Origin of the sequence: Roseibium sp. FZY0029 (assembly GCF_036350355.1) — a bacterium.
Lineage (GTDB): Bacteria > Pseudomonadota > Alphaproteobacteria > Rhizobiales > Stappiaceae > Roseibium.
Genome location: NZ_JAZDVZ010000002.1, coordinates 814527 through 840619, shown reverse-complemented (window position 1 = coordinate 840619; position 26093 = coordinate 814527). Strand labels below are relative to the sequence as shown.

General features: G+C 59.1%; 30 protein-coding genes and 1 pseudogene. 15 read left to right on the top strand and 16 right to left on the bottom strand.

What is annotated here, in order from left to right; all coding sequences use genetic code 11:
* From V1T76_RS08495 to V1T76_RS08470, 6 genes and pseudogenes are all read right to left on the bottom strand, one after another.
* Nucleotides 1–356, bottom strand: a 356-nt coding sequence (locus tag V1T76_RS08495) for a hypothetical protein (RefSeq protein WP_330560214.1), incomplete at its 3' end; no start/stop codon positions are given.
* 17 nt (nucleotides 357–373) lie between these two features.
* Entirely contained in the window at nucleotides 374–634 is a 261-nt protein-coding gene (locus V1T76_RS08490) for a type II toxin-antitoxin system Phd/YefM family antitoxin (protein ID WP_330560213.1), read from the bottom strand.
* Nucleotides 635–752: 118 nt separating this feature from the next.
* A pseudogene (locus V1T76_RS08485) lies at nucleotides 753–1148 on the bottom strand (transposase); the annotation flags it as partial.
* Complete coding sequence (locus tag V1T76_RS08480) at nucleotides 1149–2036, bottom strand: hypothetical protein (protein ID WP_330560212.1); 888 nt, start codon at nucleotides 2034–2036, stop codon at nucleotides 1149–1151.
* Between the two features lie 291 nt (nucleotides 2037–2327).
* Nucleotides 2328–4154 carry a vWA domain-containing protein gene (locus V1T76_RS08475; RefSeq protein ID WP_330560211.1) on the bottom strand — a complete coding sequence of 609 codons (1827 nt, stop codon included), beginning with the start codon at nucleotides 4152–4154 and terminating at the stop codon, nucleotides 2328–2330.
* 120 nt (nucleotides 4155–4274) lie between these two features.
* The gene (locus V1T76_RS08470; RefSeq protein WP_330560210.1) at nucleotides 4275–4685 is read right to left on the bottom strand and encodes a hypothetical protein; all 411 of its coding nucleotides are present in this window, start codon (nucleotides 4683–4685) and stop codon (nucleotides 4275–4277) included.
* A gap of 318 nt (nucleotides 4686–5003) precedes the next feature.
* Between V1T76_RS08470 and V1T76_RS08465 the strand changes: the two genes are divergently transcribed.
* Nucleotides 5004–6599 (top strand): PAN domain-containing protein, encoded by a 1596-nt coding sequence (locus V1T76_RS08465; protein WP_330560209.1) that lies wholly within the window; start codon nucleotides 5004–5006, stop codon nucleotides 6597–6599.
* Nucleotides 6600–6655: 56 nt separating this feature from the next.
* Here V1T76_RS08465 and V1T76_RS08460 read toward each other — a convergent pair whose 3' ends face one another.
* From V1T76_RS08460 to V1T76_RS08435, 6 genes are all read right to left on the bottom strand, one after another.
* Nucleotides 6656–8083: a carnitine 3-dehydrogenase gene (locus V1T76_RS08460; RefSeq protein ID WP_330560208.1), complete on the bottom strand. Its 1428-nt coding sequence runs from the start codon at nucleotides 8081–8083 to the stop codon at nucleotides 6656–6658.
* Complete coding sequence (locus tag V1T76_RS08455) at nucleotides 8080–8844, bottom strand: SDR family oxidoreductase (RefSeq protein ID WP_330560207.1); 765 nt, start codon at nucleotides 8842–8844, stop codon at nucleotides 8080–8082. Before V1T76_RS08455 ends, V1T76_RS08460 begins: the two co-directional genes overlap by 4 nt.
* 1 nt (nucleotide 8845) lies before the next feature.
* On the bottom strand, nucleotides 8846–9763 hold the full coding sequence (locus V1T76_RS08450) for a 3-keto-5-aminohexanoate cleavage protein (protein WP_330560206.1): 918 nt from the start codon (nucleotides 9761–9763) through the stop codon (nucleotides 8846–8848).
* A gap of 115 nt (nucleotides 9764–9878) precedes the next feature.
* Nucleotides 9879–10661, bottom strand: a complete 783-nt coding sequence (locus V1T76_RS08445) for a carnitinyl-CoA dehydratase (RefSeq protein ID WP_330560205.1) — start codon at nucleotides 10659–10661, stop codon at nucleotides 9879–9881.
* On the bottom strand, nucleotides 10661–12688 hold the full coding sequence (locus V1T76_RS08440; RefSeq protein ID WP_330560204.1) for an acetate--CoA ligase family protein: 2028 nt from the start codon (nucleotides 12686–12688) through the stop codon (nucleotides 10661–10663). The genes V1T76_RS08445 and V1T76_RS08440 overlap by 1 nt, the downstream gene beginning before the upstream one ends.
* A gap of 3 nt (nucleotides 12689–12691) precedes the next feature.
* Entirely contained in the window at nucleotides 12692–13852 is a 1161-nt protein-coding gene (locus V1T76_RS08435; protein WP_330560203.1) for an acyl-CoA dehydrogenase family protein, read from the bottom strand.
* A gap of 77 nt (nucleotides 13853–13929) precedes the next feature.
* On the opposite strand from V1T76_RS08435, the gene V1T76_RS08430 reads away from it, so the two are divergent.
* The gene (locus tag V1T76_RS08430; protein WP_330560202.1) at nucleotides 13930–14877 is read left to right on the top strand and encodes a GlxA family transcriptional regulator; all 948 of its coding nucleotides are present in this window, start codon (nucleotides 13930–13932) and stop codon (nucleotides 14875–14877) included.
* Nucleotides 14878–14942: 65 nt separating this feature from the next.
* Here V1T76_RS08430 and V1T76_RS08425 read toward each other — a convergent pair whose 3' ends face one another.
* Nucleotides 14943–15305, bottom strand: a complete 363-nt coding sequence (locus V1T76_RS08425; protein WP_330560201.1) for a hypothetical protein — start codon at nucleotides 15303–15305, stop codon at nucleotides 14943–14945.
* Nucleotides 15306–15679: 374 nt separating this feature from the next.
* Here V1T76_RS08425 and V1T76_RS08420 point away from each other — a divergent pair, with 374 nt between their 5' ends.
* Complete coding sequence (locus V1T76_RS08420; RefSeq protein ID WP_330560200.1) at nucleotides 15680–16162, top strand: RNA polymerase sigma factor; 483 nt, start codon at nucleotides 15680–15682, stop codon at nucleotides 16160–16162.
* 32 nt (nucleotides 16163–16194) lie between these two features.
* Here the strand turns inward: V1T76_RS08420 and V1T76_RS08415 are convergent, their stop codons facing one another.
* A complete protein-coding gene (locus V1T76_RS08415; protein ID WP_330560199.1) occupies nucleotides 16195–16518 on the bottom strand; it encodes a hypothetical protein in 324 nt (107 codons plus the stop codon).
* Nucleotides 16519–16736: 218 nt separating this feature from the next.
* Entirely contained in the window at nucleotides 16737–17471 is a 735-nt protein-coding gene (locus V1T76_RS08410) for a LexA family protein (RefSeq protein ID WP_330560198.1), read from the bottom strand.
* Between the two features lie 173 nt (nucleotides 17472–17644).
* Here V1T76_RS08410 and V1T76_RS08405 point away from each other — a divergent pair, with 173 nt between their 5' ends.
* The 8 genes from V1T76_RS08405 (at nucleotide 17645) to V1T76_RS08370 (ending at nucleotide 23087) form a co-directional block, all read left to right on the top strand.
* The gene (locus V1T76_RS08405) at nucleotides 17645–17992 is read left to right on the top strand and encodes a hypothetical protein (protein WP_330560197.1); all 348 of its coding nucleotides are present in this window, start codon (nucleotides 17645–17647) and stop codon (nucleotides 17990–17992) included.
* Nucleotides 17993–18144: 152 nt separating this feature from the next.
* Nucleotides 18145–18408, top strand: a complete 264-nt coding sequence (locus V1T76_RS08400; RefSeq protein ID WP_330560196.1) for a hypothetical protein — start codon at nucleotides 18145–18147, stop codon at nucleotides 18406–18408.
* Complete coding sequence (locus V1T76_RS08395; RefSeq protein WP_330560195.1) at nucleotides 18405–18728, top strand: ribosome modulation factor; 324 nt, start codon at nucleotides 18405–18407, stop codon at nucleotides 18726–18728. Before V1T76_RS08400 ends, V1T76_RS08395 begins: the two co-directional genes overlap by 4 nt.
* An 87-nt stretch (nucleotides 18729–18815) precedes the next feature.
* The gene (locus V1T76_RS08390; protein WP_330560194.1) at nucleotides 18816–19187 is read left to right on the top strand and encodes a DUF6362 family protein; all 372 of its coding nucleotides are present in this window, start codon (nucleotides 18816–18818) and stop codon (nucleotides 19185–19187) included.
* Nucleotides 19188–19884: 697 nt separating this feature from the next.
* Entirely contained in the window at nucleotides 19885–20367 is a 483-nt protein-coding gene (locus V1T76_RS08385; RefSeq protein WP_330560193.1) for a hypothetical protein, read from the top strand.
* Nucleotides 20339–21919 carry a hypothetical protein gene (locus tag V1T76_RS08380; RefSeq protein WP_330560192.1) on the top strand — a complete coding sequence of 527 codons (1581 nt, stop codon included), beginning with the start codon at nucleotides 20339–20341 and terminating at the stop codon, nucleotides 21917–21919. The genes V1T76_RS08385 and V1T76_RS08380 overlap by 29 nt, the downstream gene beginning before the upstream one ends.
* Nucleotides 21920–21963: 44 nt before the next feature.
* Entirely contained in the window at nucleotides 21964–22395 is a 432-nt protein-coding gene (locus V1T76_RS08375; RefSeq protein WP_330560191.1) for a hypothetical protein, read from the top strand.
* A gap of 74 nt (nucleotides 22396–22469) precedes the next feature.
* The gene (locus V1T76_RS08370; RefSeq protein WP_148585985.1) at nucleotides 22470–23087 is read left to right on the top strand and encodes a hypothetical protein; all 618 of its coding nucleotides are present in this window, start codon (nucleotides 22470–22472) and stop codon (nucleotides 23085–23087) included.
* Nucleotides 23088–23101: 14 nt separating this feature from the next.
* On the opposite strand, the gene ftrA is transcribed toward V1T76_RS08370, so the two are convergent.
* Nucleotides 23102–24103, bottom strand: coding sequence for a transcriptional regulator FtrA (gene ftrA, locus V1T76_RS08365; RefSeq protein WP_330560190.1), 1002 nt, complete (start codon nucleotides 24101–24103; stop codon nucleotides 23102–23104).
* Nucleotides 24104–24183: 80 nt separating this feature from the next.
* Here ftrA and V1T76_RS08360 point away from each other — a divergent pair, with 80 nt between their 5' ends.
* From V1T76_RS08360 to V1T76_RS08345, 4 genes are all read left to right on the top strand, one after another.
* Entirely contained in the window at nucleotides 24184–24582 is a 399-nt protein-coding gene (locus tag V1T76_RS08360) for a rhodanese-like domain-containing protein (RefSeq protein WP_330560189.1), read from the top strand.
* Between the two features lie 230 nt (nucleotides 24583–24812).
* Nucleotides 24813–25292 (top strand): hypothetical protein, encoded by a 480-nt coding sequence (locus V1T76_RS08355; RefSeq protein WP_330560188.1) that lies wholly within the window; start codon nucleotides 24813–24815, stop codon nucleotides 25290–25292.
* A 104-nt stretch (nucleotides 25293–25396) separates the two neighbouring features.
* Nucleotides 25397–25867 carry a hypothetical protein gene (locus V1T76_RS08350; RefSeq protein ID WP_330560187.1) on the top strand — a complete coding sequence of 157 codons (471 nt, stop codon included), beginning with the start codon at nucleotides 25397–25399 and terminating at the stop codon, nucleotides 25865–25867.
* Nucleotides 25867–25992, top strand: a complete 126-nt coding sequence (locus tag V1T76_RS08345) for a hypothetical protein (RefSeq protein WP_330560186.1) — start codon at nucleotides 25867–25869, stop codon at nucleotides 25990–25992. Before V1T76_RS08350 ends, V1T76_RS08345 begins: the two co-directional genes overlap by 1 nt.
* Nucleotides 25993–26093: the final 101 nt, after the last annotated feature.

Sequence of the window (26093 nt, the reverse complement as noted above, 5' to 3'; positions counted from 1 at the left end):
ATCACACCGTGAACAGAGCTAACTTTTGAATGCGGACAATCAGGGGAGCAGGTCAGCTGCAATGCTGCTTTTAGCTTTTGACCCAAATCGCCAAGGTTTTGATAAGCGTTTTTCCTGTCTCGAATGACGAGAACAACGAACCTTGTGGCTGTTATAGGGTGATAAATCACCCTCATATCTTTACCAGCCTTGATACGAAAAAAGCTCGGATGCCCCTTGATCTTTTCGATCACAAGGGTTTCCGAGCCATCTTGCAGTTTCTTCAAAGCGGCAATTACATCCTTTTGCCGATCTTTGGAAAGTTTCTTAATTTCGCGCTTCGCTGCCGGCGCAAATATTACCTCTGGAGTAGTCAAAATGCCTCCCAACGGAACTAGTCAAGTCCTAGCTCCTTTTCCAAATCTGCCATTGACGTTCCTCCCTGCGAGTGAAATTCCTCAAGTGCCTTTTGTGCGTCTAGACTGTCGACATATGCCTCCAACTCGGCGAGTCTGTCCAAAAGAGCTAAGGATACTACTGCAACTTGCTTGCCATGTTTGTTTATTACGACAGGTTTTCCATATAGAGCCTCGTTAAATATGTCGGAAAACTTACTCCTCGCTTCCGACGCGGTGTAAGTGGTTCGATCGGTCATGATTCACTTCCTGTGGGCGCGGTTGAATTCTAAGTTCAACATTCTGTGCATTTTGCACGTTTTGTACAATATGTACGTTTTGTCGTCAATAGCGAACAAACGTTAACAAAGAATGAAATTATGCGGAACGCTGCCAGTAGCCTTTCCACGTACGGCTCACTGGATGCTCCATTGCCAGACCAAGCGTACGACCTGCCAGTTCGCCGTTGCTTTCCCGGCGATGATCTTCAAGCCATGCGGCATGGTTCGCATACTGGTGCAGGTAATGTGCGCTTACATGATGATGCTGACCACGCACCATCCGGCGCAAGCGGGAGAAGGAGCTTTCGGCTTGCTTCGTTGACACGTGGTCGATTGCGTAGGCTTCGCTGTGATTGATGCGGTAGGTCTGCCAACAGTCGTGCAGGGCATCCCAATGTGAAGCTTCGTCGGCGTACATGATCGCGTCGCGGTTAACGAACATCTTGGCACGTTCAACGCCTTCGCCTTGGTGACGTCCAACGAATGTCAGGGTTCAGACAGGCATATCCGATTGGGTCTCACTTGGTGGGGCAATCACGCGATGCACTTTGACGATATCATGGTGCTTGGAAATCAAGTTCCCTCTTTCGTCATATTCATATTTGTAGGCAACAGTGCATGAGATTCCGCTTCCTGAAACAATGCTCACTTCCCCTTTGTGAAGAGTTTCCAGCCAAAAATCGTCTTCAATGTTGGCGCTTAATGAATCTTTTCCGTGTCGAAACTCCCATTGAGATTTTCCAAGTAGATCAGGCTTACGAATTGTGAGTATCATCTCCATTTCGCCAACACTGTCTTTTTCAATTTCTTTCACGTAACTTGAAGGTTTTTTTGTAACTGACTTATCCAGTTCGTGGGTTCCACCCTCGTCTTTGAAAATCATCCTATCGGAGGGGCCGAGCAGTCTCTTTGCGTCTTGGATTTTGTCCAATGGCTTTGTTAGGTCTTCCAGCAGTATTCTACTGGGTAAAGGTAACTTTCTTTCTGTCGGGTTTTCTGTCGAAAGCTTGTATAGGTCATCTCGAAGTGTTTCTAATCGGGCTGCTTCTTCCTTCACTAGTCGTTCATCCAAATATTTAAGGATTAGATATTTAGCCTTTACGGCATATTTCCCAACTTGTTGCTTTAAATCGAACTCTTTCAGGGCCATATCGTCAATGGCAGATACCTTGTTTTTTACCCACGAAGTGATTGAAGCGGCTTCAACGTCTTCGAGAACCATGATTGGGGTGAGGTCTGGATCGGCGGCGCCCAAAACAAGACGATCAATATCTCTGAAGCCACCAAGAGCTTTGACCATAGCCTCAAAAACCCTGACAGGATCAGAAGTTCCACGTTCGAAATCTATAGTGACCCCATAATCCGCATCGGCAGGTTTCATTGGTCGGTGGTCCGTATATTCGACACTTAAAGCGTGTATCATTCCACACTCCATCCAGAGCGGCAATAATTGGAGCGTTTGCTACCTCATGCCCGAACCTCTCCATCGTCATCCCGGATCTTCGCTGTGCTGCGTCCGGGATGATCAAAGGAGGGATGAGCAACGGCGGGATGGCCGAAGGCGGGATGACCATTGGTGGGGAGGCGAATGGAGCGACGGCCAACCTGGGGAGAGACGCAAAAAGAAACCGGCAGGTGGGGCTGCCGGTTTCCGTGCGGGCGGTGGGGGTGTTTAACGTTCGGCGACGTCGGCGAGGCGCACGAGGGTCAGGAATTCGGATCTGTATCCGAACGGGTCGGCGCCCTTGTTTTCACTGGCGAGCTTTTCGATCGCCTTGAAATCCCAGTCTCCCAGGTAATCGGTGCCCTTCAGTTTTTGCCCGAAGGCGGCGATAGAGGCGGCGAAGAGGGTTTCCGACTTCGGAATGCCGACTGTGTCTTCCATGACCGGTGTCTCGATCAGGGTGCTTTCCTTGTCTCCGGGCTGCTTGTAGCGCAGCTTCACGAAGGCGAGTTCGCCCGAATAGGACGCCCGAACGGGTTCGATCTTCTCCTCGGGGCCGTAGCGCAGGTCCGAGAACTTTTCCGCCGGGGAACCGACAGGGGTGATCTCGTAGAGGGCCGTGACGTTGTGGCCCGCGCCGATATCGCCCGCATCGACCTTGTCGTTCTTGAAATCCTCGGTTTTGAGGGCCCGGGTTTCATAACCGATCAGACGGTATTCCGCGACGGTTTCCGGGTTGAACTCGACCTGGATCTTGACGTCCTGGGCGATCATCGAGATCGAACTGACAACCTGATCGACAAGCACCTTGCGGGCTTCAGACAGTGTGTCGATATAGGCGGCAACGCCCTGGCCGTTCTGCGCAAGGGTTTGCATCAGTTCATCGTTGTAGTTGCCACGTCCGAAGCCGAGCACGGAGAGTGCCGTGCCGTTTTCCCGCTGTTCGGCGACATAGCGTTTCAGGCTGTCCGGGTCGGACAGGCCGACGTTGAAATCGCCGTCGGTGGCCAGGATGATCCTGGTCTGCTCTCCGTCGCCGGTCATGGTTTCGGCCAGCGCGTAGGCGCCCTTCAGGCCTTCGTGGCCTGCCGTGGATCCACCGGAGGTCAGCGCGTTGATCTTTTCCAGGATCCGGGTTTTGTCGGCGACCTTGGTCGGCTCCAGAAGCACGCCGGAACTGCCCGCATAGGTGACGATCGCGACTTCGTCCTCGTCGCGCAGTGATGACAGCAGCAGGCGGAAGGATTGCTGCAACAGCGGCAGTTTGTTGGCGTCGGCCATGGAGCCGGAGGTGTCGATCAGGAACACCAGGTTCTGCGGAGGAAGGTCATCGAGGGGCACCTTGTAGCCCTGAATGCCGACCTGCATCAGCTTGGTGTGTTTGTTCCACGGGGTGTCGACCACGGAAACATTGGTGGAGAAGGGATGGCCGCCCTTGTCGGGCACGGGGTAATTGTAATCGAAGTAGTTGACCATCTCTTCCACGCGCACCGCATCCGGGTTCGGCAACCGGCCGCCGGACAGCGTGCTGCGGACATAGGAATAGGAAGCGGTATCCACATCGACGGAGAAGGTCGACACCGGGTCCGCACTCGTGCGTTTCAGGGGATTGGCCTCGGCGGAGGCAAAGCGTTCCCGGTCTTCAACGCGGACGGCAGGCATTGCCGGTGGTTCCGCCTGAATGCCGCTGTTCAGAACAGCTCCACCAGCGCCAGAGGAAAATGTCATCAGTCCGCCACCGGCTCCATTCGAACGACTTCTTTGTTTTTGAAGCAACGCCGGGGCTGGAGCAGGCTGAGGAGTTGCAACCGGACGCGCGATTTCGGCGACGACGGTGTGGGTCTCTTCCTGTTTCGGGAGCTCGGCTGTTGAAACCGACGCATCACCGTCGGGCTTGCCGGAGTTGGTCATTCTGCCGGCTGCTTCTGTCGTGTCTGTGAGTTTCTTCCCGAGATCCTGCCAATCGATGGTTTGCGAGGCGATGCCGGCAATGGCGATTGTCATCAGGGATGCGGAACTGATCAGCACGGTTCTGGGCATGTGTTTGCCAAACATGAGACAAATCCTTTTCATCACCCGGAAACGGTGTCTCCGGGCGTCAGGGGGGAGGGCTGGTTTGGGTTTCGTGCAAGAGCTGCGCCTAAGCGGCGCAGCTCGTTGGTCATCGGCAACGTGTTACCGGAAAACAATGCGGTAGCTTCCACCCTTGCGGCAGACCGACGTGCTGGAGTCCGCGTACCAGGTCTTGAGCAGGTTCCAGCGACCGTTGGACTTCAGCTTGCGGAACTGGACCCGGACAAAGGTGCTGGCGTTGTTCACGCCTTCCAGGTTCCGGGTGACGCTATAGGTGCCGCCGTGGGCAATGACACGGTTGGCAATGTTTTCCGAGCGCCAGCGGTTGGAGCCGAGGTCACGGTAGTCCAGATCGTAAAGCTGGATCGGCTGGCCGGTGTTGTTCTTCACCGTGATGTTGACCTTCTTGCAGATATCGAACATGGCGGCAGCCGGTGTGACGGCACCAAGGGAAGCAACGCCTGCGATGGCAAGAACGGTTGCGGCGGCAGCGGTTTTGGCAAGGGCTTTCATTGGTCAATTCCTTTCTCTTGAATGATCTCCTGTCGGAGGGGGTATCGATCTTTCGATGAGAGAAAGGTGCCAGAGCGGGCGGGACGCCAGTATGGGGTCGATACCCCAATCGCATGTCTGAGGGTTCGGCCCTTAGGCCCGGAGAACCCTGCGTCTGGTGGATTGAAGACCTGCTTCGAGATGTGGTCTATTGCTGCATCGTCGCCTGTTTTGAACACGCAATTTCGAGATGACGATGCCATTTCCGGACCGGCCGTACCGGTCACCTGATCAGCTCAGCCACACTATTCAAATGGACCGCCTCAAGAAGGAGTGCCCATGATTTCGAGATGCCTGGTGTTTATGTTCTTCTGTCTGGCCGCGTCGGTGGTGCGGGCTGCCGACGTCGTTCCGTCGAATGCGGAAGGGTGCGATTATCATTTGCGTGGGCAGATTGTTTCGGGCGATGCGGAAAAACTGAAAGTTCTGCCGATCACCTCGCAAGGCATCACGCTGTGCCTTGATAGCCCAGGTGGCAGCTTTGCCGAAGGAAAGCACCTGTTCGACACGATCTGGCAGCAGGATATCGCAACCATGGTGCGTTCGGGGGAGCGATGCGAATCCGCCTGTTCGCTGGCTTTTCTGGGCGGCAGCATGCGGATCGGGACAGCCGTGATCCGCTTTCAGATGCGCTCCCTGCGGCCCGGTGGCAAGCTTGGGTTCCATTCGCCAAGCCTCAACCTGCCCAACGAGAACAGTTACCCGGCCAGTGAAGTGCAGACGGCTTTTGCGATCGCGCTGAAGGCAGCCGAATCCTTTTTCGATATCAAATTGAGCGAAGAGCACGGCGTAAAGGCGATGACCGATTTCCTTTATCAGCGGATCCTCGGGACGCGTCCTGAAAACATGTTCCACATCGAAACCGTTGGCGATGCGGTGCTGGCCAATATCACGGTTACAGGAATGACGCCGCCAGCCTCGATCACGGAGCGGGAGATCGCCAATGTCTGCGACAATGCCTATGCCGCCAATCTGATGGATGGCAGGCCGGGGTATACGACCAGCGCACAATACTACGAGGAAATCCTGGCCGGTGATCCGGACGGTGAGCGCAAGGTGGTGCTGACACGGCAAGGAGAGGATCTTGTCGGCAAGGTCTTCAACTATTTCTCGGCGAGCAAGTTTTCGGCGCTCGGGTGTTCGGTCCGGATATCCGACGACTGGAAACGCTTCTGGGATACCGATTACAGCCCGCTCAGCGTCTATTTCGAGCAGTATTCGGTCGGAGATGATTTCGGAGACGGGGTGGGCGAAGAGTTCTCAGCGCCCTATTGGTATCTGCTGCCAGCTTCGCTGACGCTGGGACAGCAGGCAGACAGAAACGTTGCTGCGCAGGCTGCCAATGCGCCTGCATCTACGCCAACTCCTACTCCTGCCGCGTCAGGTGCAGGCGGTTTCGTTCGTCTCGGCGGCTACGATCTTTACGGGGGAGACTTGCCGGATGGCGTTTTGCGCAACATGGGTGCGGAGGCGTGCATTTCGTCCTGCAATGCCCGCAGTGGCTGCGATGCCGTGACCCACGACCGGTGGAACCGGATCTGCATTCTGAAGTCCGTCGGTTCCAGCAATGGCCGGCTCTATCTTCTTTCCAAGGCCGACACCTACGTTCAGCCATCGGCAGCCGGTTCTCTCCAGCCCAACCAGAACGTTCCTGTCCAGACATTCACCAAGCAGAACAAGGGTTTCCCCGGTCGGCCGGACGAAAGCCTTCAGGCGGGATCTGCGGAACAGTGCACGGCGCTCTGTTCGGAGCGCACCTGTCTAGGGTTCAACTGGTCACCCGGAGCGGGGAGATGTGATCTGTTCGCTCGGCCCGACGTCTATTCCGATGCCGCTGGTGTCGTGGCCGGGTTCATGGTTCAGCCTTCCCAATAAACCTTATCAGTAAAACCTCCCGTCCGCGGTCCAGGTGACCGCGGACGGGGGACTTGTCAGGTGGCCTTCTGACCGACGAAACGGCCGGCGCCATCCGGTAACGGCAGAGCCTTGTGGGCGTCCGCAAAGGCCTTGAGCTTTTCGGCGACTTCTTCCCCCGGCAGGGAGCTGGCGCGGGTGTTGAGATCGACATGGAGCAGCAGCGTTTCCATGGTCGCGGCAAGCTTGCCGTCGGCATTCTTCAGGAAGTGAAAGAGCTGCATCTTCTTTCCTTCTCCCTGAAGCACCTGGGTCGTGACGATCAGGCGTTCGCCCGCCAGGAGCTCGTCCAGATAACGCAGATGGTTTTCGACGGTGAAGTAGCTCTTGCCTGATGTGATATAGTCGGCATTCGCACCGATCAGTTCCATGAACCGGTCCGTTGCCGCCGCGCCTGCTTCCAGATAGTGGGCCTCGTTCATGTGGCCGTTGTAGTCGGTCCAGCTTTGCGGGATCTGGCGATCTCCCGTGATCGGCAGGTCTGCTTCCGCCGGGGTCGCCAGGGCCTGTTCGTGGGTGTTGAGAACGCCGCCCGCGCCGCTGCCGCTTTTCTTGAGGGCCCGCATCATGCCGACAAGATTGTCGTCGCGCAGGCGCTCCAGTTCGCGAATGGAGCGGTGGCCGGACTGGGCATCGGACTGACCGGCGATCAGGTCGACGAGCTCATCGGTGAATTCCGGCACATCCATCAGTTTGGTCCAGGGCCAGGAAAGGCACGGGCCGAACTGCGCCATGAAGTGCTTCATGCCAGCTTCACCGCCGGCGATGCGATAGGTTTCGAAAAGGCCCATCTGCGCCCAGCGCAGGCCGAATCCCATGCGGATCGCCTCGTCGATCTCTTCCGTCGTGGCGATGCCATCCTTGACCAACCATAGCGCCTCGCGCCAGACAGCTTCCAGAAGGCGGTCGGCGATATGAGCATCGATCTCCTTGCGCACCGTCAGCGGGAACATGCCGATCTCGCGCAGGATATCAGCAGCGCGTGCGGTTTCTGCGGGGTCGCCGACCAGTTCGACCAGAGGCAGCAGATAAACGGGGTTGAACGGGTGGGCGACGACGGCCCGCGCGCCTTCACTGGTCAGTTCGGAGGGTTTGAAGCCGGATGTGGACGATCCGATGACTGCCGTTTCGGGGGCAAGCTCCGTCAGGCTGCCCAGGATCTTGTGTTTGAGGTCCAGACGCTCCGGCACGCTTTCCTGGATCCAGTCGGCTCCGGAGACTGCTTCGGCAAGATCGGACGTGAAGGTGAGCTTGCCTTCTTCCGGCAGTCGCTTGTCGTAGAGCGCGGGCAGGCTGCGCCGTGCATTGGCAATGACTTCGCCGATCTTGCGTTCGGCTTCCGGGTCGGTGTCGAAGACGGCAACGTCCCAACCGTTCAACAGGAAGCGGGCGGCCCAGCCGCCGCCAATCACGCCGCCGCCAATAATGGATGCTTTTCTGGTCATGGTGCTAGGGTCTCCGTGTGGCCGTCGATGGCCAGGATCTGTCCTGAAATACGGACGCCTGCTTCAGACGCCAGAAAGTGAATGGAGTTTGCGACATCCTGCGCGGTGACCCAGGTCTTCAGCGAAACGCCCTTCACGTAGCTTTGGCGAATGGCCTCTTCGCTCTCGCCGCGCGCCTTGGCTTCCATCGCAACGACCCGGTCCATCCGCTCCCCTTCCACCGCGCCGGGGCAGACCGCGTTGACGCGGATGCCGTGCGGCCCGAGTTCCATTGCAAGCGTCTTGGTGAGGCCGACAATCGCCCATTTGGCCGAAGCGTAGGGCGAGCGGTACGGATAGCCATAGAGACCGGCTGTCGAGGAGGTGAGGGTGATCAGGCCATGCCCCTGAGCCTTCAACACTCTGGCCGCCCAGCGGCAGGTGAGAAAGGCGCCGTGGAGGTTGGTGGCGACACAGCGCTGCCATTCCGCATAGTCCAGCGTCTCGATCGCACCGGCTGGACCACCGGTGCCGGCATTGGCACAAACCACATCGACACTGCCCCAGCGCTCTTCCACGTCGGTCAGGAACGCGGTCATTTCCGCTTCAGACGTGACATCGGCAACAACAGCGATGGCATTCCCATTCGCTTTTGAGAATGCGGCAACGGCGGCAGGGTCGGCATCGCAGATCGCGACGGTGTCCCCTTCTGCCAGGAAGCGTTCCGCGATGGCGCGGCCGATGCCCGAAGCACCGGCCGTAACAAGAACTCTGCGGCTCATGTCAGGCGCTCACCGGCGCGCGCTTGGTCAGGCCCAGCTTTTCGCGCACCGCCTGCGGGCCAATGATGTTGGCACCCATGCCCTCGATAAGTCCGGCTGCTTTTTCAACCAGTTGGGCGTTGGTGGCGAGAACGCCCTTTTCCAGAAAGAGATTGTCTTCCAGACCGACGCGGACATTGCCGCCGGCCAGAACGGAGGCAGCCACATAGGGCATCTGGTCCCGGCCGAGGCTGAAGGCTGACCACACCCAGTCATCCGGAATGGCGTTGACCATCGCCATGAAGGTGTTGAGATCGTTGGGCGCGCCCCACGGCACACCCATGCAGAGCTGCACCAATGCCGGGGAGGCGAGCGTGCCTTCCTTGACGAGTTGCTTGGCAAACCAGAGGTGACCGGTGTCGAAGGCTTCGATTTCCGGCTTCACGCCAAGTTCGGTCATCATGGCCCCCATGGCGCGCAGCATGCCCGGGGTGTTGGTCATGACGTAATCGGCTTCGGCAAAATTCATGGTGCCGCAGTCGAGGGTGCAGATTTCAGGAAGGCACTCACGGATATGCGCCATGCGCTCGGTTGCGCCGACCATGTCGGTGCCTTTTTCGACCAGCGGCAGGGGGCTTTCGGTGGACCCGAAAACGATGTCGCCGCCCATGCCCGCGGTGAGGTTCAGAACCACATCCACATCGGCTGCGCGAATGAGATCCGTGACTTCGCGGTAAAGCTCCACCCGGCGGGACGGGGCCCCCGTCTCCGGATCGCGCACATGGCAGTGGACGACGGCCGCGCCGGCCTTCGCCGCATCAATGGCGCTGTCGGCGATCTGTTTCGGGCTGCGGGGAACATGCGGTGACTTGTCCTGTGTCCCGCCGGAGCCGGTCACGGCGCAGGTGATGAAAACGTCTCGGTTCATGGTCAAGGGCATTTGGTTCTCCTGTGTCGGCGGCAGATCTACCGGAGCCGGTCGAACTGCCAAAAGCTGATTGGTTTGAAAATGTGTCGGGTTGTTTTGTCTGTTGGGAGAGCGAACGCGGAATGATCTAGCGGCCTTTCCAGACCGGATCCCGTTTTTCGGCAAAGGCGCGGGCTCCTTCCTTCTGGTCTTCCGAACGATAGAGCGTCTCCACCGTCTGAAACTGGCTTCGGGTGATGCGGTTGAGCGCGTCCTGGAACTTCATGTCTTCCGCCTCGCGCACGATCTCCTTGATCGCGGCATAGACGAGTGGGGGACCGGAGGCGAGCAACCCGGCCAGTTTCCAGGCTTCCGCCATCAGGTCCTGTCCAGGGTAGATGTGGTTGATGAGGCCCCAACGGGCAGCTTCCTCGGCTTCGATCCAGCGGCCGGTGAACAGCATTTCCATCGCGATGTGATAGGGAATGCGCTTGGGAAGCTTGATGCTGGCAGCATCTGCCACAGTTCCCGAACGGATTTCCGGCAGGGCGAAGGTGGCATGATCTGCTGCCAGGATGATGTCGGCAGAGAGCGCAAGCTCCAGCCCGCCGCCGCAGCAGATGCCGTTGACCGCGGCGATCACCGGCTTATTGAGGCCGCGCAGCTCCTGCAGCCCACCGAATCCGCCCTTGCCGTAGTCCCCGTCGACCGCATCACCACCGGCGGATGCCTTCAGGTCCCAGCCAGGACAGAAAAACTTTTCGCCGGCACCGGTCACGATGGCCACCCGCAGGTCCGGATCGTCGCGGAAGTCGGTGAAGACATCGCCCATGATCCGGCTGGTCATCAGGTCGATGGCATTGGCCTTTGGCCTGTCGAGCGTGACCGCCAGAATGTGGTCGCGTTTTTCGGTCTTGATGGGGCTCTCCATCAGTTTTCTCCCATTCTCACCAGGGCATCGACTGCGATGGCGAAGTCCGCGCCGCAGAGCAGCGGGTTGATTTCCACTTCTTCGACCGGTGCCGACAGAACGAAGGCTTGGACTGCCTGCACAGCTTCAACAACGGCCTCCAAATCGCAAGGCGGCTTGCCGCGATATCCGGTCAGGACGCGGCCGATCTTCAGACTTTCAAGAGCGCTCCTGATCTCTTCACCACTCGCTGGGACGATCAGCGAGGTGCTGTCTTCCAGAAGCTCGGTCAGGATGCCGCCGGCGGCGAGCGTCAGGACATACCCGTGCGCCGGGTCGCGGACGATGCCGATGAGCAGTTCGGCAAGGCCGCCGCTGATCATCTCTTCCACCAGGAACGAAGAGGCTGGCATCCCGCTGGCTGCGGAGTGGACCTCGCAGGCTGATTGCAGATCAAGGGCAACAGCTCCGGCTTCGGTCTTGTGGGCAATACCAGTGCCTTTCAGGACCACCGGAAACCCGATTTCTTCGGCCGCATGCGCGGCGGCTTCCGGGCTTTCGGCAATGGCGCTTGCCGGGGCCTTGAGGCCGTACTGCTGCAACAGGGCTTTTGCCTCCTGCTCCGACAGGAGACGGGGATCGGCGACAGGCTGGGGTATCCGGATCGGTTCCGCTGACAAGGGGCGTGCCAGAAAGGCCGCTGCCTCAATAGCCGTCAGGGCATCGTCCAGCCCACAGAGAGGCGTGAGGCCACGTTTCATGAGATCGATGGCGAGGGCTTCCGGCATGGTTTCCGGCAGGGAGCTCAGGATCGCAATGGGCTTGCCGGAGGCTTTCATCGCCACTTCTACCGGCTCGATTACCTTCAGCCAGTCTGCGGCGTCACAGCGGTCCAGTCTCGGAATGTCGAGGATGACAATCCCCAAGGCGACGTCCGCCTGCATCATGGCGGTGTAGCACCGGGTCATGGCCGGGCCGTCCCCCCAGATGTAGGTGTGATAGTCGAGCGGGTTTGCGAGGGCGACCTTGGGGCCGAGGGCCTCGGACAGAGCTGCTCTTTGCGCGGGGCCGAGCGGCGGGAAAGTGATCTGCCGTCCGACGGCCGTGTCAACGATCAGGCTGGCTTCTCCGCCCGAACAGGACATGGAGACGATGTTAGCGCTGGGCAGAGGGCCTGCGACGTGAAGCAGTTTCAGGGTTTCCAGAAGCGCGGGCAGGCTGCCCACCCTGGTGATGCCGAGCCGTCTGAACAGAGCGTCTGAGCCAGCCGTGCTGCCAGCGAGAGCCGCCGTGTGCGAAACCGTTGCCGCTTGTGCCGCTTCAGAACGGCCGACCTTCAGGGCCACAACGGATTTGCCAAGCGCGTGCGCCTTGCGAGAGAAAGCCTCGAAGGTTGCGAGATCGTCGAGCCCCTCGATGTGCAGGCCGATGGCGGTGACCCGGTCGTCGTCCAGCAGCGCGCTGCCGATGGCGGAGAGGCCCGTCTGAGCCTGATTGCCGGCGGTCATCAGATAGGCAATCGGCAGACCGCGTGCCTGCATCGTCAGGTTCAGTGCGATATTGGACGACTGCGCGATGATGGCAACACCGCGCTCCACCGGGATGAGCCCATGCTGATCCGGCCAGAGGGCCGCTCCGTCGAGTGCGTTGAGAAAGCCATAGCAGTTGGGGCCGAGGATCGGCATGTCACAGGCCGCCTTGATCAAGGCGGCCTGAAGCTCCGCGCCGTTGGCAAGCTCCCGGATTGCTTCGCTGAAACCGGAGGCAAAGCAGATGGCGCCGCCTGCGCCAAGGCGCGCCAGCGAGCCGACAATCTCTACGGTCACGTGCCGGTTGACGCCGATAAAGACCGCGTCGGGGGCGGAGGGAAGATCGTCGACAGAGGCGTAGGCCCGGCAGCCCTCGATCTCCTCCCGGCTGGGATGCACCGGCCAGAGGTCCCCCGTAAAACCGGCCTTTCGACATTCCCGAAGCACGTTCCGGCACCAGGAGCCACCACCGATGACCGCCACGGTGCGCGGCCGGAGCAGGCGTTCAAGTGAGCGCATGGATCAGGCTCCAAGCGGCCGGAAGAGTTCGCGGCTGATGATGTGGCGCTGGATCTCGCTGGTGCCGTCCCAGATCCGTTCCACGCGGGCATCGCGCCAGAAGCGTTCGATGGGGAAGTCGTCCATCAGGCCCATGCCGCCAAAGATCTGCAAGGTAGTGTCCGTCACCCGTGCCAGCATTTCGGACGCATAGACCTTGGCGCTGGCGATTTCGCGATTGGCAGGCAGACCCTGATCGAGACGCCAGGCACCGGCAAGTGTCAGCCAGTCGGCGGCGTCGATCTCGGTGATCATGTCGGCGACCTGGAAACTGACGCCCTGGAATCTGGCTATTGCCTGGCCGAACTGCTTTCGTTCCGCGGCGTAGTTGACGGCGTAATCGAAACAGCGACGAGCCCGGCCGACGCTCATGGCGGCAACCGTGAGCCGTGTGGCGTAGAGCCACTCGTTCATCACCTCGAAGCCGCCGTCGACCTCGCCAAGGACCTGGCTGTCCGGCAGGCGGCAGCCGTCGAAATAAAGAATGCAGTTCTTGTAGCCCCGGTGGCTGACAGAGCGATAGCCTTCACGCACCTCGAACCCGGGCGTGCCCCGGTCGACGAGAAAACAGGTGATGCGTTTTTTAGGCCCTTTCGGGGTTTCGTCGACGCCGGTCGCAACAAAGACGATGAAGAAATCCGCGTGTTCCGCGCCAGAGATGAAATGCTTGGAGCCGGAGACGACCCAGTCGCCGCCGTCTCGGACCGCCTGGCATTTCATGCCGCGCACATCCGAGCCGGCATCGGGTTCGGTCATGGCAAGCGCGTCCATCTTCTCGCCGCGGACAGCGGGCAGAAGGTAACGCTCGATCTGGTCGCCCTTGCAGGCCATGAGGATGTTCTGAGGTCGGCCAAAGAAGTGGTTCAACGCCATCGAGCCGCGCCCGAGTTCCCGTTCCACCAGCGTGAAGTCCAGATGGCTCAGACCCGCTCCGCCGACCTCCTCGGGGAAATTGCAGGCATAGAAGCCGAGATCGATGCACTTGCGCTTGATCTCCTCGCCGAGTTCGGCGGGAACCTGCCCCGTTTTCTCGACAAGGTGCTCATGCGGGTAGATCTCGTTTTCCACGAAAGACCGGACGGTGGAGACGATCATGTCCTGCTCTTCGCTCAGCCCAAAATGCATTGGATGCTCCTCTTGCCTCAGACCTGCGAGAGTGAGACAAACGGGCTCGGGCTATTGTGCAGTTTTGGTTGGAAATCATGCCGATTTCACAGAAATCGAATTCAGTTAGAAAAATCTGTGTCCTGTTGTTCGAGAGCTTTTCCAACCATTGTCTGGCAAACGCGATCGAGCCTTTCCGGGCGGCAAACACCATTGCGCGCAAGCAGCTCTATTCCTGGGAGCACGTGAGCCTTGGTGGCGGTACCGTCACGTCGTCCAGCGGTCTGCCGGTTGCAACGTCCGGCTGGATGGAGGCCAAGCCCGGAGGGGATTATCTGTTCATCATGCCGAGCTACGGATTCGAGACATTCGCAGGTCAGGGAATGTTACGTGCCCTGAAAGCTGCAAGGCAACGGTTCGGCACCCTGGTTGGCATGGATACCGGCGCCTGGCTTCTGGCGGCTGCCGGACTGCTGGAGGGGCGCAGGGCAACGATCCATTGGGATGAGTTGACCCGATTTGCCGAGCGCTTCCCCGAGGTCGACGTCGTCGAGGATCGGTTTGTACTTGATGACAACGTCTGCACCTGTGGCGGGGCGTCGACCACCTTTGAACTGGCGCTGGAGCTGATCAAGCGGCACCACAGCCCGATGTTCGCGCTCGAGGTTGCGGCGATGTTCATGCATGGCGACAAGCTGGACATGCATGATCCGCACAAGCGCCTGTCGTCTGATGCCCTTGTGCGCGCTGCAACAGCGCTGATGCGGCGAACGATCGAAACACCGATGCCGATTGAAGATCTAGCCCGGCAGTTGAAGGTCGATCAGCGCACGCTGGAACTCCGGTTTCAGCAGGAAATGTCGATGACGCCGCTTGGCGTCTACAAGGCGATCCGCCTGCGCGAGGCGCGGCGGATGGTGGAGCTGACGCGTCTGAGCATTGCCGAGGTTGCGGAACGCTGCGGTTATCGAAACGCAAGCGCCATGACACGCGCGTACCGGCAGGAATTCGGCCAATCGCCCCGAGAGCACCGGCGCTTGAGATAGTCGACGCTTCTGAAACGAGAAAGGCCGCGCTGAAAGCGCGGCCCTTTCTTGGAAGGTTGAAGGCCTTACTGGTGCGGGAAACCGGCTTTTGCGGTGCCGTTCCAATCGCCCTGGAAAGGCAGGATGTGCAGCGGCCTTTTTGCATTTGCGCCTTGTGCTCTTGCACCGGCAACCTGCTGCTGGGCAACCGTCAGCCGTTCTTCACCGTTATAGCTGCCGACGATCGGCAGGATCAGCAGCTTGCCGCTGCGTGCTTCCGCCAGAGCCTTTGCGTTGACGGTCTGCTGGATGCGGACAGACACAGGCTTGTCGCCGTTCAGGTCACCGCGGGTGTCATCCGGATCGATAGCGAAGGCATTGCCGGCCAATGCGCCGGAAACAAAAGCTGCGGTCAGCAGCGTGGAGAGAAGTTTTCTGGATGTACGCATGATCATGCTCCGTTTGGTGGTTAAGCTCATGAATGGCTGCAGGAGTGTGTTGGTCCCTGATGCCGTTCATGCCGGGAACAACGACGCGAAAGCGAACCGGTTGCGGCTGGTCTGGTAATAAGATCAACACAAAAACATGAGGCCGTGTGAGAGAGAGCCGGCCTTGCGCATCTGGCGTTTTCATCCCAAGCGCGCGTTCATTATCGCCTTCTTGGAAAATGCCGGTTTCTTCACCGGGCCGTGATCGCCCGGAGAGATACCGGGCCGGATTTTGCCCTATTATTCAACCTGTAATGACAAGGTCTTGAGCGCGCTTTCGCCGCGCTCACGGCGTCTTACATCTCGTCCAGAAACAGTAGATCAGGAACGTAACGATGGCCTGTACCAAGGACGATTTCACAAAAGACCTTCAGAGCGAAATACCGCATTTGCGCAGATACGCCCGCTCCCTGACCCGTAACCCGGAAGCCGGCGACGATCTGATGCAAACTTCTCTGGAAAAGGCCTTGCGGCATCACGCCAGCTTCCACTGCGGTACGGAGCTTCGCCGCTGGCTGTTCACGATTGCCCGCAACGCCTATCGCGACGAACGCAAGTGGCTTGCGCGGAGGGGGGATCATTTGCCCATTGAGGACTGGCTGGAGGAAACCCAGGCACTGCCTGCTCAGGAAAAACACCTGGAGCTGGAAGATGTCGCCAGGGGCATTGCAGGGCTGCGGCCCGAAGACCGTAACGCCCTGGAGCTGCGGGTGTTTTCGGGCCTGTCTACCGGGCAGATTGCCAAGCAGACCGGCGTCGCGATTGGCACGGTGAAAAGCCGGCTTTCCCGTGCCCGGCACCTGCTTGCCGCCGTCTGACGGCCGGAAGGCGCCGGATCACCCTCCCGTTATCAGGCCGCGACCCTGACCGGGACACCGGCCATTCGAGCAGTCACACGCTCCGTTTGATAATCTGACCAATCTTCCGCCGCCTCTTCCTCATCTTCCCCAGTCTCGGGGTAGGCGGCGGAGAACACTTCGCCGGTGATATTGTTGCACCAGCCCTCCGCAGGATTAAACTCCAGAACCGCCTGGACCTTTTCGAGTTGTCCGCTCTGGAGATCCTCGATGATCCTGGAAAGTCTCATGTCGGAGACATCTGTTTCCGGTATGTAGAAGCAGTTTCCAAGTTCGCAAATTACTGAATAGAACGACATGTCGAGGTTCAACGCCATAAAAGCCTCCGTCTAAAATAGACTGAGAGATTATACGCAAAATACGTACATGTCAATTTTGAGGCTTTTTATGATATGTTAAAAGCGTACGATCCAATTGCTGCGTGCGGCGACGGCGTACGGGCGTGTTTGGCTCAAAAAGGCACCCGCTCGGAAGGTGGCAAGGCCGTCCGAAAGCGGTGTTGTTATCTTAGCGGTGGGGTTGGTGCGGCGGGTTGTCAGACCACCTGACGGATCACGCTCAAGACCTTGGCGATGATCCGCACTTCCGTTGCTTCTTCATCGTGCTCGTTGAAAATCACCGGTTCCTGAAAGCGCGGATCGTTGGATTCCGGCTGCAGTTCGATCTGACCGTTCCGGCGGATGATCCGCTTGGCGGTGCGCTCGATGGTGTGCCCGCCATCTCTGGTGCGTTCAACGACCGCCAGATCTCCGGACTTGATCTCCAGACCAGCCTCAAGATAGTCGACGCACAGGATGAAATCGCCGTTCCAGGCGATGCGGTTGAGGCTTTCCCCATTGATTTGCAATAGGTATTGGCTTTCGCTCGGGAAGCGAAGGTCGCCTGCAAAACTCGTTTTCCTGGCGGCATCCGTTTCGAAAAGTGCGGATTCCATCCAAAGGCCGGCGGCCACCTGGCCTTTGATTTCCAGAGGTGTCGCAGCCCTGGAAGGCGCGCTGGAGGCGTCGAGGTCGGTGATGGAATCGGGCGCAAGCGCCAATATTTCTTCACGCGTGATCGGCTGTTCCCCCTTGCCCAGAAGGACCGGAAGAAGCTTCGCCACGAAGTCCGACGGCAACGCCGGTTTCATGTAGTCCGCGCTCAAATACCGCTGGATGGAAGACGCGTTCTGATAGCCCATTGCCCGTGCGATGGCACGGATTGACAGGCCACTTCGGTCTTTCAGATCCGCGAGCTGTCGGGAGACTGCCGATTGTTCGTCCATATCCATAAGATGCTCACCGGGTCACGTTCGATGCATACGTATTAGCAGTTAAAACGTACGGAGTCCATGTTGACATACGTACGCAATAAGCGTACGAATTTTGTGTCATCAAGTGAATGCGTGGGAGTGACGATGGAAACTCAGACAACCCTTCGAGACAGGACAGAGGAGACTGGCCGGTGAGGGACCTGACGGACGAAATTGAGGAAGCTCAGGCAAAGGTCGCGCACCTGAGGATCAGGGCCGAGCGGCCGAGCGCCAGGCTGGAGGATGAATTCGCGCTGGAAAAGGCGCGCAACAGGCTGCTAACGCTTGAGCTGCGCAATCTGAAGCAGGGCAGCGACGTACGCGGCGGGGCCGGCCACAAGCCCAGAATACGGGGTGCCGGCAGCGCTGGAGGGGAAGGGCAGACCCTTTTCAAATCAAGAACAAAAAGTGAACAAATGCCGCGTACGGCACGGGAGAGGGCAGAAGCCGCCTTTGCAGCCGTGCAGGGCACTGCGGTGGTGAAGAAAGGTCGAGTCTGATGGCTTCGGGAGGATTGGTTGACAGGATTGCTGCCGAATATGGCGTTCATTTTATCAGCCACACGCGACGGGTGCAGGGGCGGCACCAGTCAAAGGCTCGCCGGACTTGCCAGACCCTGTTGCAGAAACACGGGGCGGAGCATCTGCGCCTCGTGTTTGGGTTAATCAATACGGCCGAGAACCGGGGAAACTGGAGTGCTCCGTGCTTTACCGCCGTGTCCTGGCTTGTCCTGAACAAGCCGGACTGGGTGGAACGCCGGGGATTTCTGGATCAATTCGACCGGATCAATCTGGAGGAACTGCTTGGAAGCGCCAGGCATATCAACCCCGCAGCTCCAACTGTCACGCTTGCCGTTCTGCTTTCCTACGAACTCGACAAGCTTCTGGAAACACCTCGCGAAGGGCTTGCCGCATGAATTGTATTGTCAGTTGTGACAGGTTGATTACACTGCCGCCGTCAATCTTCGGCTGCATTGAGTCTTTTCGAGGTTGCACGCCTGGCTTGCTGCGCTCCGGCCCTGGTCCGGTGGCGGACGGATCTTTCACCGGTATTTTGAAAGGGGGTTTGATGATGAACGGCTATTTGACAAAAGCTCAGATTTTCGCCTTCGAACGCGGAGCCACTGCGTGCAGGGAAGGCAAGTCCCGCGAGGACAATCCTTACCCGCGACAGGCTGATTATTTCGGCCTGTGGGAAGAGGGTTATCAGAAAGAACGTGAAAGCCAAGGCAAGTAACGGGGCTCTTGAGCGGGCCTGTGATGCCGCACGGAAGGGACTTCCGCCGTACGGTTCTGTTTCACCTACAGTTTGAAGAGCGAAGTTATGGAAACAAGTGCACCTGACCAGATCCTGGCCCGGTTGACGGAGGCTGTCGAAGTTGTGGCGGCGACCGGCAAGGGCGATGGACCGCGCGCTGTGCTGGCCAGTTGGCCTGAATGCCAAGGCAAGGTTGCCAAACGCCGCCGCGTCTATCCGCCCCGTACGATCAGTCAAGCCGAGGAAGCGATCACCTGGTTCTCTCTGATTGAGGATCCGAACGCACGCCGCGCGCTGCAGTTTGAAGTGATGTGCAAGGCAGGCGGCGGCAAATTTTCGCGGATCTGCGAGAAATATGGCTGGAAACGCTCGACGGTTACCAGCCGCAACAAGGTGGTGCTGCGCCGGCTGGCCGAAAAGCTGGAAGCGGCCCACTAAACCAATAACCTGATTGCCGGCCCGGTCAGGCGACCGGCAATCAGCAAGTGGTCAGCAAAGGCTGCCGTCCTGGACCGCAGGTCCGGTTTGATCAACCTGGCTTGAAAGGTTGCTCATCATCAAAGCGATTTCGCTGGCCATGGCGTAGCGGTCGGTCTTTCGCCGGGTTTCACTGATTTTCAGACCCGGTGTTGGCGTTCCAGAGTTCTGACGCCTTTTGTTTTGAGCCCCCCCAAAATAAAAACTTGAAAACGCATGCCCAGAAGAACGGGCGGTTGCGGGCAGCTTTCCGCACTTCGGCATTTGAAGACGGCACGCGTCTTGAGGTGTTCGGAAGGGAAGGGGCGCGTTGTTTCGGGCAAGGTCGGAAAAAACTTGCCAGACGCGCACAAAGCGGGCTGAGAGATAACCCTGTGTTGGGGCAGGTCTTTTCGAAAAGCGGCGCCTAAACACTCGTTTCAGACATCCAGGCGGCGTGGACAGCTTCGACAAAAACGGGCAAAACAGGGCTTCCTTATTTTACCGTGGATTAGTGTGCCTCAAGGGCCTGATGCCGGTTTCGCACTTCCTTCCAGGCCCCGACATTTTGCAAGCGAAGCCGCAGTGCTTCGAGCCCTGTTGCTGTGGACCATCGATGCGGAAGCAGCGGACCGCACCCTGACCTGACCTCCATACGACTTGCAGGAAAGTGCGACCCATGACTTTGCCAGAAGGGGGCGGCAGCGCGCTGAAGTGGCCGACGGCCAGAGCGCGCCGGAAGGTGTGCGCGGAGTTTTGCGCGCATATTGCCGCCGGATATTCGATCGACAGTTTCCCGGATGCCGACCGCCGGACGATCCGCTATTACGCCGAACAGTTTCCCGAGGACTTTCCACCCGCAAGGCTGGAGGAAGCCGCCCGGCGCGGCCTTCTGGAGTGGGAGCGGATCGGCAAGGACGGCGCCAGCGGAGAGCTGGCGAAATTCAACGCAAGCGCGTGGACCTTTGCCATGAAGAACCGCGCCGGCTGGCGGGACCGAACGGAGCCGGAGGCCTGGCCGGTCTGGAGCGGGGCGGAAGACAGCCAGACACTCGAGACCTTGAAACCGCGCAGCTCGGAGGAAATCGCTCTGGGCGTGATGGCATTGCTGACCGGAAAGGATACGCCAAAGGATGGCGACGGCCCTCGAAACGCTGATTGACCATATCGACCGCATGCCTGCGGACGAACGGGTTGCCTTGCAGAAGCAACTGGACGAAGCGGGCGTTCTGGACCAGTTCACCGTCTGGCGGCCGCAGGCCGGACCGCAGACGGAAGGGTATTTCTCCGAAGCCGATCTGACGCTTTACGGCGGTGCGGCGGGCGGCGGCAAGACGGACCTGATTGCCGGACTGGCGCTGTTTGCCCACCACAAGGCGGCGATCTTCCGCCAGTCACTCAAGTCCCTGAAGGGTCTGACCGAACGCATGAACGCGCTGATGCGGCAGGCGGGCATGGGCAAGATTTCAGGCAACCCGCCAAGGTGGACCGGGCCGGACGAGCGGCTGATCGAATTTGGCCATCTTGGTCTGCCGGGGGCGGAAGAAGACTGGCAGGGCCGTGACCATGACCTGAAGGCCTTCGATGAAGGCGCGCAGATGGACCCGCGCAAGATCATCTTCGTGCTCGGCTGGCTGCGCACGACACGGAAGGGACAGCGCTGCCGCGGGTTGATCGCCACCAATCCGCCACTGGGCGGGCAGGGGGACTACCTGAGCGACTGGTTCGCGCCCTGGCTCGATCCGCTGCATCCGCTTTACAGCAAGGTGCAGCCGGGCGAGATCCTGTGGGCGGTGTTCATCGACGACGGCGATGCCATCCGCACGGTGTGGGTGGACGGGCCGGAGCCGGTGGAGATTGAAGGCGAGATCCGCACGCCGAAGAGCCGGACCTTCATTCCGGCCCGGCGGCAGGACAACCGCTACCTGGGAACGGACTACGATGCCCAGCTCGACCAGATGCCCGAACCGATGCGCACGGCGCTGAAGACCGGCGACTTTCTGGCAGCCCGGCAGGACCACGAGTGGCAGGTGATCCCGTCCGACTGGGTGGACCTTGCCTTCGAGCGATACGACCAGGGCATCGACCGGGACGAACCGATGACGGTGCTGGCGGTGGATGTTGCCCAGGGCGGCAAGGACCGGACGGTGCTGCAGCCGCTGCATGGCCGGCGTTTCGAAACCAACATCGTGCGCAAGGGCACCGACACGAAAGACGGCGCCGATGTCGGCTCGCTGATCATCCGCGAGCGGCGCGACAATGCGATGATCGTGGTGGACTGTACCGGCGGCTGGGGCGGCGATACGGTTGGGTTCCTGAAGCGGGAAAACAATATTCCGGTCGAAAAATGCGTCTTCTCCGCCCAGTCGGGCGAGAGTGCGAAGGACAGCAGGATCCCGTTCTACAATTTGCGCGCCGAACTCTATTGGCGATTGCGCGAGGCCTTGCACCCCAAGAGCGGGCTTGGGCTGGCAATCCGGCGATCGGCAACGGTGAAGGCGCAGTTGACGGCGCATCGCTGGAAGATGCGAAACGGAAAAATCCTGATCGAGAGCAAGGAAGAGATCAAGGACCGGCTGGGCTCTTCCCCGGATGAGGCGGACGCGATTGTCGAGGCATTGGGATGGAAGCAGAAAGCGGAGTTGAAGAAGGTTCTGAAAAGCAGGGCCAAAAGTCGGATGGCACCGCTGGGCGATCCTCTGGACGGTTTCTGATCCGCGACCTTTGCCTGCGGGATGCCAGCTTCATCGCGGCCAATATGCGGGACCAGGACCTGCGCGAAATCGCCTGTCTGTGGAAGGAGTGGGACACAAGGGCGCTGGCGGCCTGCGCGCTGCAGACGGCCGTGCCGGGCATGGTGTGGTCGCTCTGGTACGACGGCCAGCCAGCGGCGGCCTATGGCTTCAGCCAGGCGTCCGCCTTCGATCCGGATCATTGGCAGGCCTGGGCCTTCGGAACGGACCGATTCCGCCGATGTGTGCCGGCGATCACACGACACTTGCTGGAAATCCGGGAGATTGTGGAGCGGGATTGCCGGCGGTTGCAGGTGATCACCCTGGACGATCATGACATTGCCCATGGCTGGATCGAGGCGCTGGGCGCAACACGCGAAGGTCGGCTGAGAGCCTATGGCCGGGGCGGCGAGAACTATTATGTCTATGCCTGGGTAAGGGGGGACAAGCGGCCATGAGCGTTGTTCGAAATCGGGAAGGCTGGTAGCGTCCGGCCATTGTTATATTGACGTTTTTATCTGGAGGCTTTGCCTTGTCTTCACCCAAGGATGATCTGCCCGTCGGGCAGATGACGAAACATTTTGCCGGAAACATCTCTCAACTGAATGCCATCGTTCTGTCCGATTATCGCAGGACCGAGGAAAATATTGGTTATCACAAGGGCCGCCTGGAGCAGGGCTTCAAGCTGCTGGTCCTCAAGCACTTGCCGCTGCCGGAAGTGTTCGAGTTTCAGGGCACGACCTTGCGATCCGGCGGGCGGTATGGCCTGCCGGAAGAAACGCAGGAAGCGGACAGGCGGCGCGCGACCGTGCATGACGGCATCCTGGCGGACCGTGGGGCTGCGGGATACCGGGATCTCCAAACCCGCGCCCTGAGCCTTGCAACCGTGACCGGGCCGAAGCGGCTGGTGAAGGTCATGCCCACGATCCGGCATGACGAGCATATGGCCCCGCGCGATCAATATCCGATGGGCGGCGGTTTTCTGCAGTGGGACCTGAAGAAGCCCGGCTTGCCGTTTTTCTGCGCGGCGCATTTCAAACCGGGCGGCACGGTGGTGACGGCGGACGGCACGTTTCAGGTCAACTCGGACAATTTTCTGGCCGACTATCCGCAGCGCGAGAAGCTGCAGAAGTATCTGCAGACAGTCTAGATTTCGTACCACATTTAGACAGTGCGAGCAGCGAAGCGGGTGCGGTAGTCGGTCGGGCGTAGGCCGAGTTTCTTGCGGAAGTGGTGGCGGAGCGCGTGGGCGCTGCCGAAGCCGACACGGGCTGCGATCGTTTCCATATCGTCGTCGCCCCGGCTGAGGATCTCCTTGGCGGCCTCCAGACGCTCCTGAACCAGCCACTCGCCCGGTGTCAGCCCCGTTGCTTCGGTGAAGCGGCGCTGGAAGGTGCGCGGGCTGAGGCGGCAGAGGGCTGCCATGGTTTCAATGGTCCAGGCCGTCTGCAGCGCCTGCCTGACCCGCTCCAGAACAGGTGCGATTTCGCTGCCCTCGCGATGAGCGACCGGGCGCTCCAGGAACTGAGCCTGGTCACCGGTGCGGTGGGCGGGAACGACGAGGCGGCGCGCAACGGAGTTGGCCTTGTCGGCCCCGTATTCCTGGCGGATGATTTCGATCATCAGATCGATGCCGGCGGCGCTGCCCGCAGACGTGTAGATCCGGTTTTCCTGACGATAGAGCGAGGCCTCGTCGACGGTGACAGCAGGGTGCCGCTCGCGCAGCTTTTCCGCGTAGCGCCAATGGGTGGTGGCGGAGCGACCGTCGAGCAGACCGGTGGCCGCCAGAACGAACGCCCCGGAGCAGATGGAAACGAGCCGCGCGCCCCGGCTGTGGGCCTCGCAAAGCTGATCGGCAAGCGCTTGGGGTACCGGGCAATCCGCCCCTTTCCAGCCGGGAACGACGATGATGTCCGCCTCGGCTATGCGTTCCGGACCATGGTCTGGCACGAGTGTGAGGCCGCCGTGGGCGCGTAAGGGGCCTTCCTCGACCGGGCAACTGGCGAAGCGGTACCAGTCGGTGCCGAATTCGGGGCGGGCCAGACCGAATATCTCGGCGACGATACCGAACTCGAACGTGCAGAGCCCATCGTACAGAAGGGCGACAACAAGCGGGCCTTCCAGCGTTGAGGGGGCCGCGGTTTGAGGGATTGTGTCTTTTGTCATGATATTTACGTATATAGGCATTCACGCCAATTGCCAATCGGCGTTCAGACGGGCGACAAACAGCGGGAAAGGAGACCTTCATGACCAACAATGTCACTGCTGTTCCGGCCGCGCCGAGCGATCTCGCCAGGGAACATTTTGCCGCCGAGTTCACTTTTGAGGCCGATTGCTGGGATGTGCACGACGCCCTTCAGGGCGACCCCGGCTTTGTGCTGCTGGATGTACGCAGTCCGGCGCTGTTCGAAAAAGGCCATGTGCCCGGAGCGATCAACTTGCCCCATGGCAAGATCATCCGTTCCAAGATGGCCAAGTGGCCGGAAGAGGCATTGTTCGTGACCTATTGCGCCGGCCCGCATTGCAACGGTGCCGCACGGGGGGCGTTGCGGCTTGCGGAACTGGGCCGCCCGGTGAAGATCATGGCAGGTGGCATTACCGGCTGGATCGACGAAGGTTTTGAGCTGGCAACCGGTAATTCATGAGCTGAGCCGCAGGAAGAGCCCCTGCCTGCCTGCCTGACCCATCCTGCTTTGTCCGGTCAGGCAGGGGCATTACCAGGAGCGTCGGTCGAAGAGGAATCAAAGCCACGGCTGCAGCAATTGAAGCCTTCAGGAAAGCTGCCGTCGGCAGGTTGCAAAAATCCAGTGGATCAACCACAATCCAGGCAGGAACAAAGAATGAACATCACTTAGAGGCTTTGGAAGCAGGACCCATGGCGGATTTTGAAGATTTGACCGGATGGCGGGAAGAATTGCAGGCATATTACGAGGAAGGTGGGCAAGAGGCGGTCGATTATATCTATCGACATGATCCAGAGGTCTTCCTCGTGAGTACCAGGCTCTCCCAAGTGCAGCATTTTGCTGAACTTCTGTTAAAAGACCCGGAACTTAGAGATGCGACTGCTCAGCAAATGGAGTGGTTGAAAGTTGTTGACGCAAATGGGGGAGCTGTTGGCAGGGGGGATCCGGAATGGGACAATCGGCCACTAGAGGCTCACATACTCATGGGAGACTTTTACGAATGGTACTGCCTGAAATCCGGGTATCCTCACGAAGCCAGGCACCTGTATAGTTTTGGTATGTTTACTGCCTGCGATGTCCTTGCGGGAAAATACGAATCTGTTCGCTCAAAGGCGTGTGTCGAGTTTTTACTAGATAGTAATTACATCGAGCAAGACGAAGGAGGCTTGTGATGAGCAAGCAAACAGTCGTTGCACTCGACCATGCCTAGGTCGGGGCATTTTCAGCCCAAGTTCGTTGATATTCTGACGTAAGACATTTTTTTGACGCAGGACCCATGGCGGATTTTGACGACATTACCGGCTGGCGGGAAGAGCTGGCGGCATTTGAGAAAACGGAAGAAGGCAGGGCCTTCTTTGCCGGCAACAAGCGCTACCGCGGCCGCAAAGTTCCATATGAGAACGTCGTGCAGATGGTTGAACTGATCCGCGGGGATGAAGAGCTGCACGAGGCTTTACGGAAGAAAATCTGGTTTGCGGCCTATGCCGAAAAGCATGATCTGGAAGTTCACGATGATGAGTTTGTAGAGCTGAACCCGCTCGAGGCTCATGACACCATTATCGCATTTGAACGGTGGTACCTGATGAAAGCTCCGGTTCGCTTTGATAAAAGCCATATGTTAGCTGTGACATTGCTGGCCATCGATTTGGAGGAGGGCAGGCTGACATCACTCAGAACTGAGCAGGCCCGAGACTTCATCAAGGAAAATTATGCGCTTTATGTCTCCTTTCCGGGGGAGGAGACGTGATGGAGAAGATTGTTGCGATAGATGCCAATGAAATCAGCCCGATCATGAAAAACTTCGGGCTGGAAGGATTGATCACCACCGCAAAACGGGCTGAAACAGCTTTGGAACAATTAGTGAACGTTTGAGAGGGATTTGGAAACAGGACCCATGGCGGATTTTGACGACATTACTGGCTGGCGGGAAGAGCTGGCCGCATTTGAGAAAACGGAAGAAGGCAGGGCCTTTT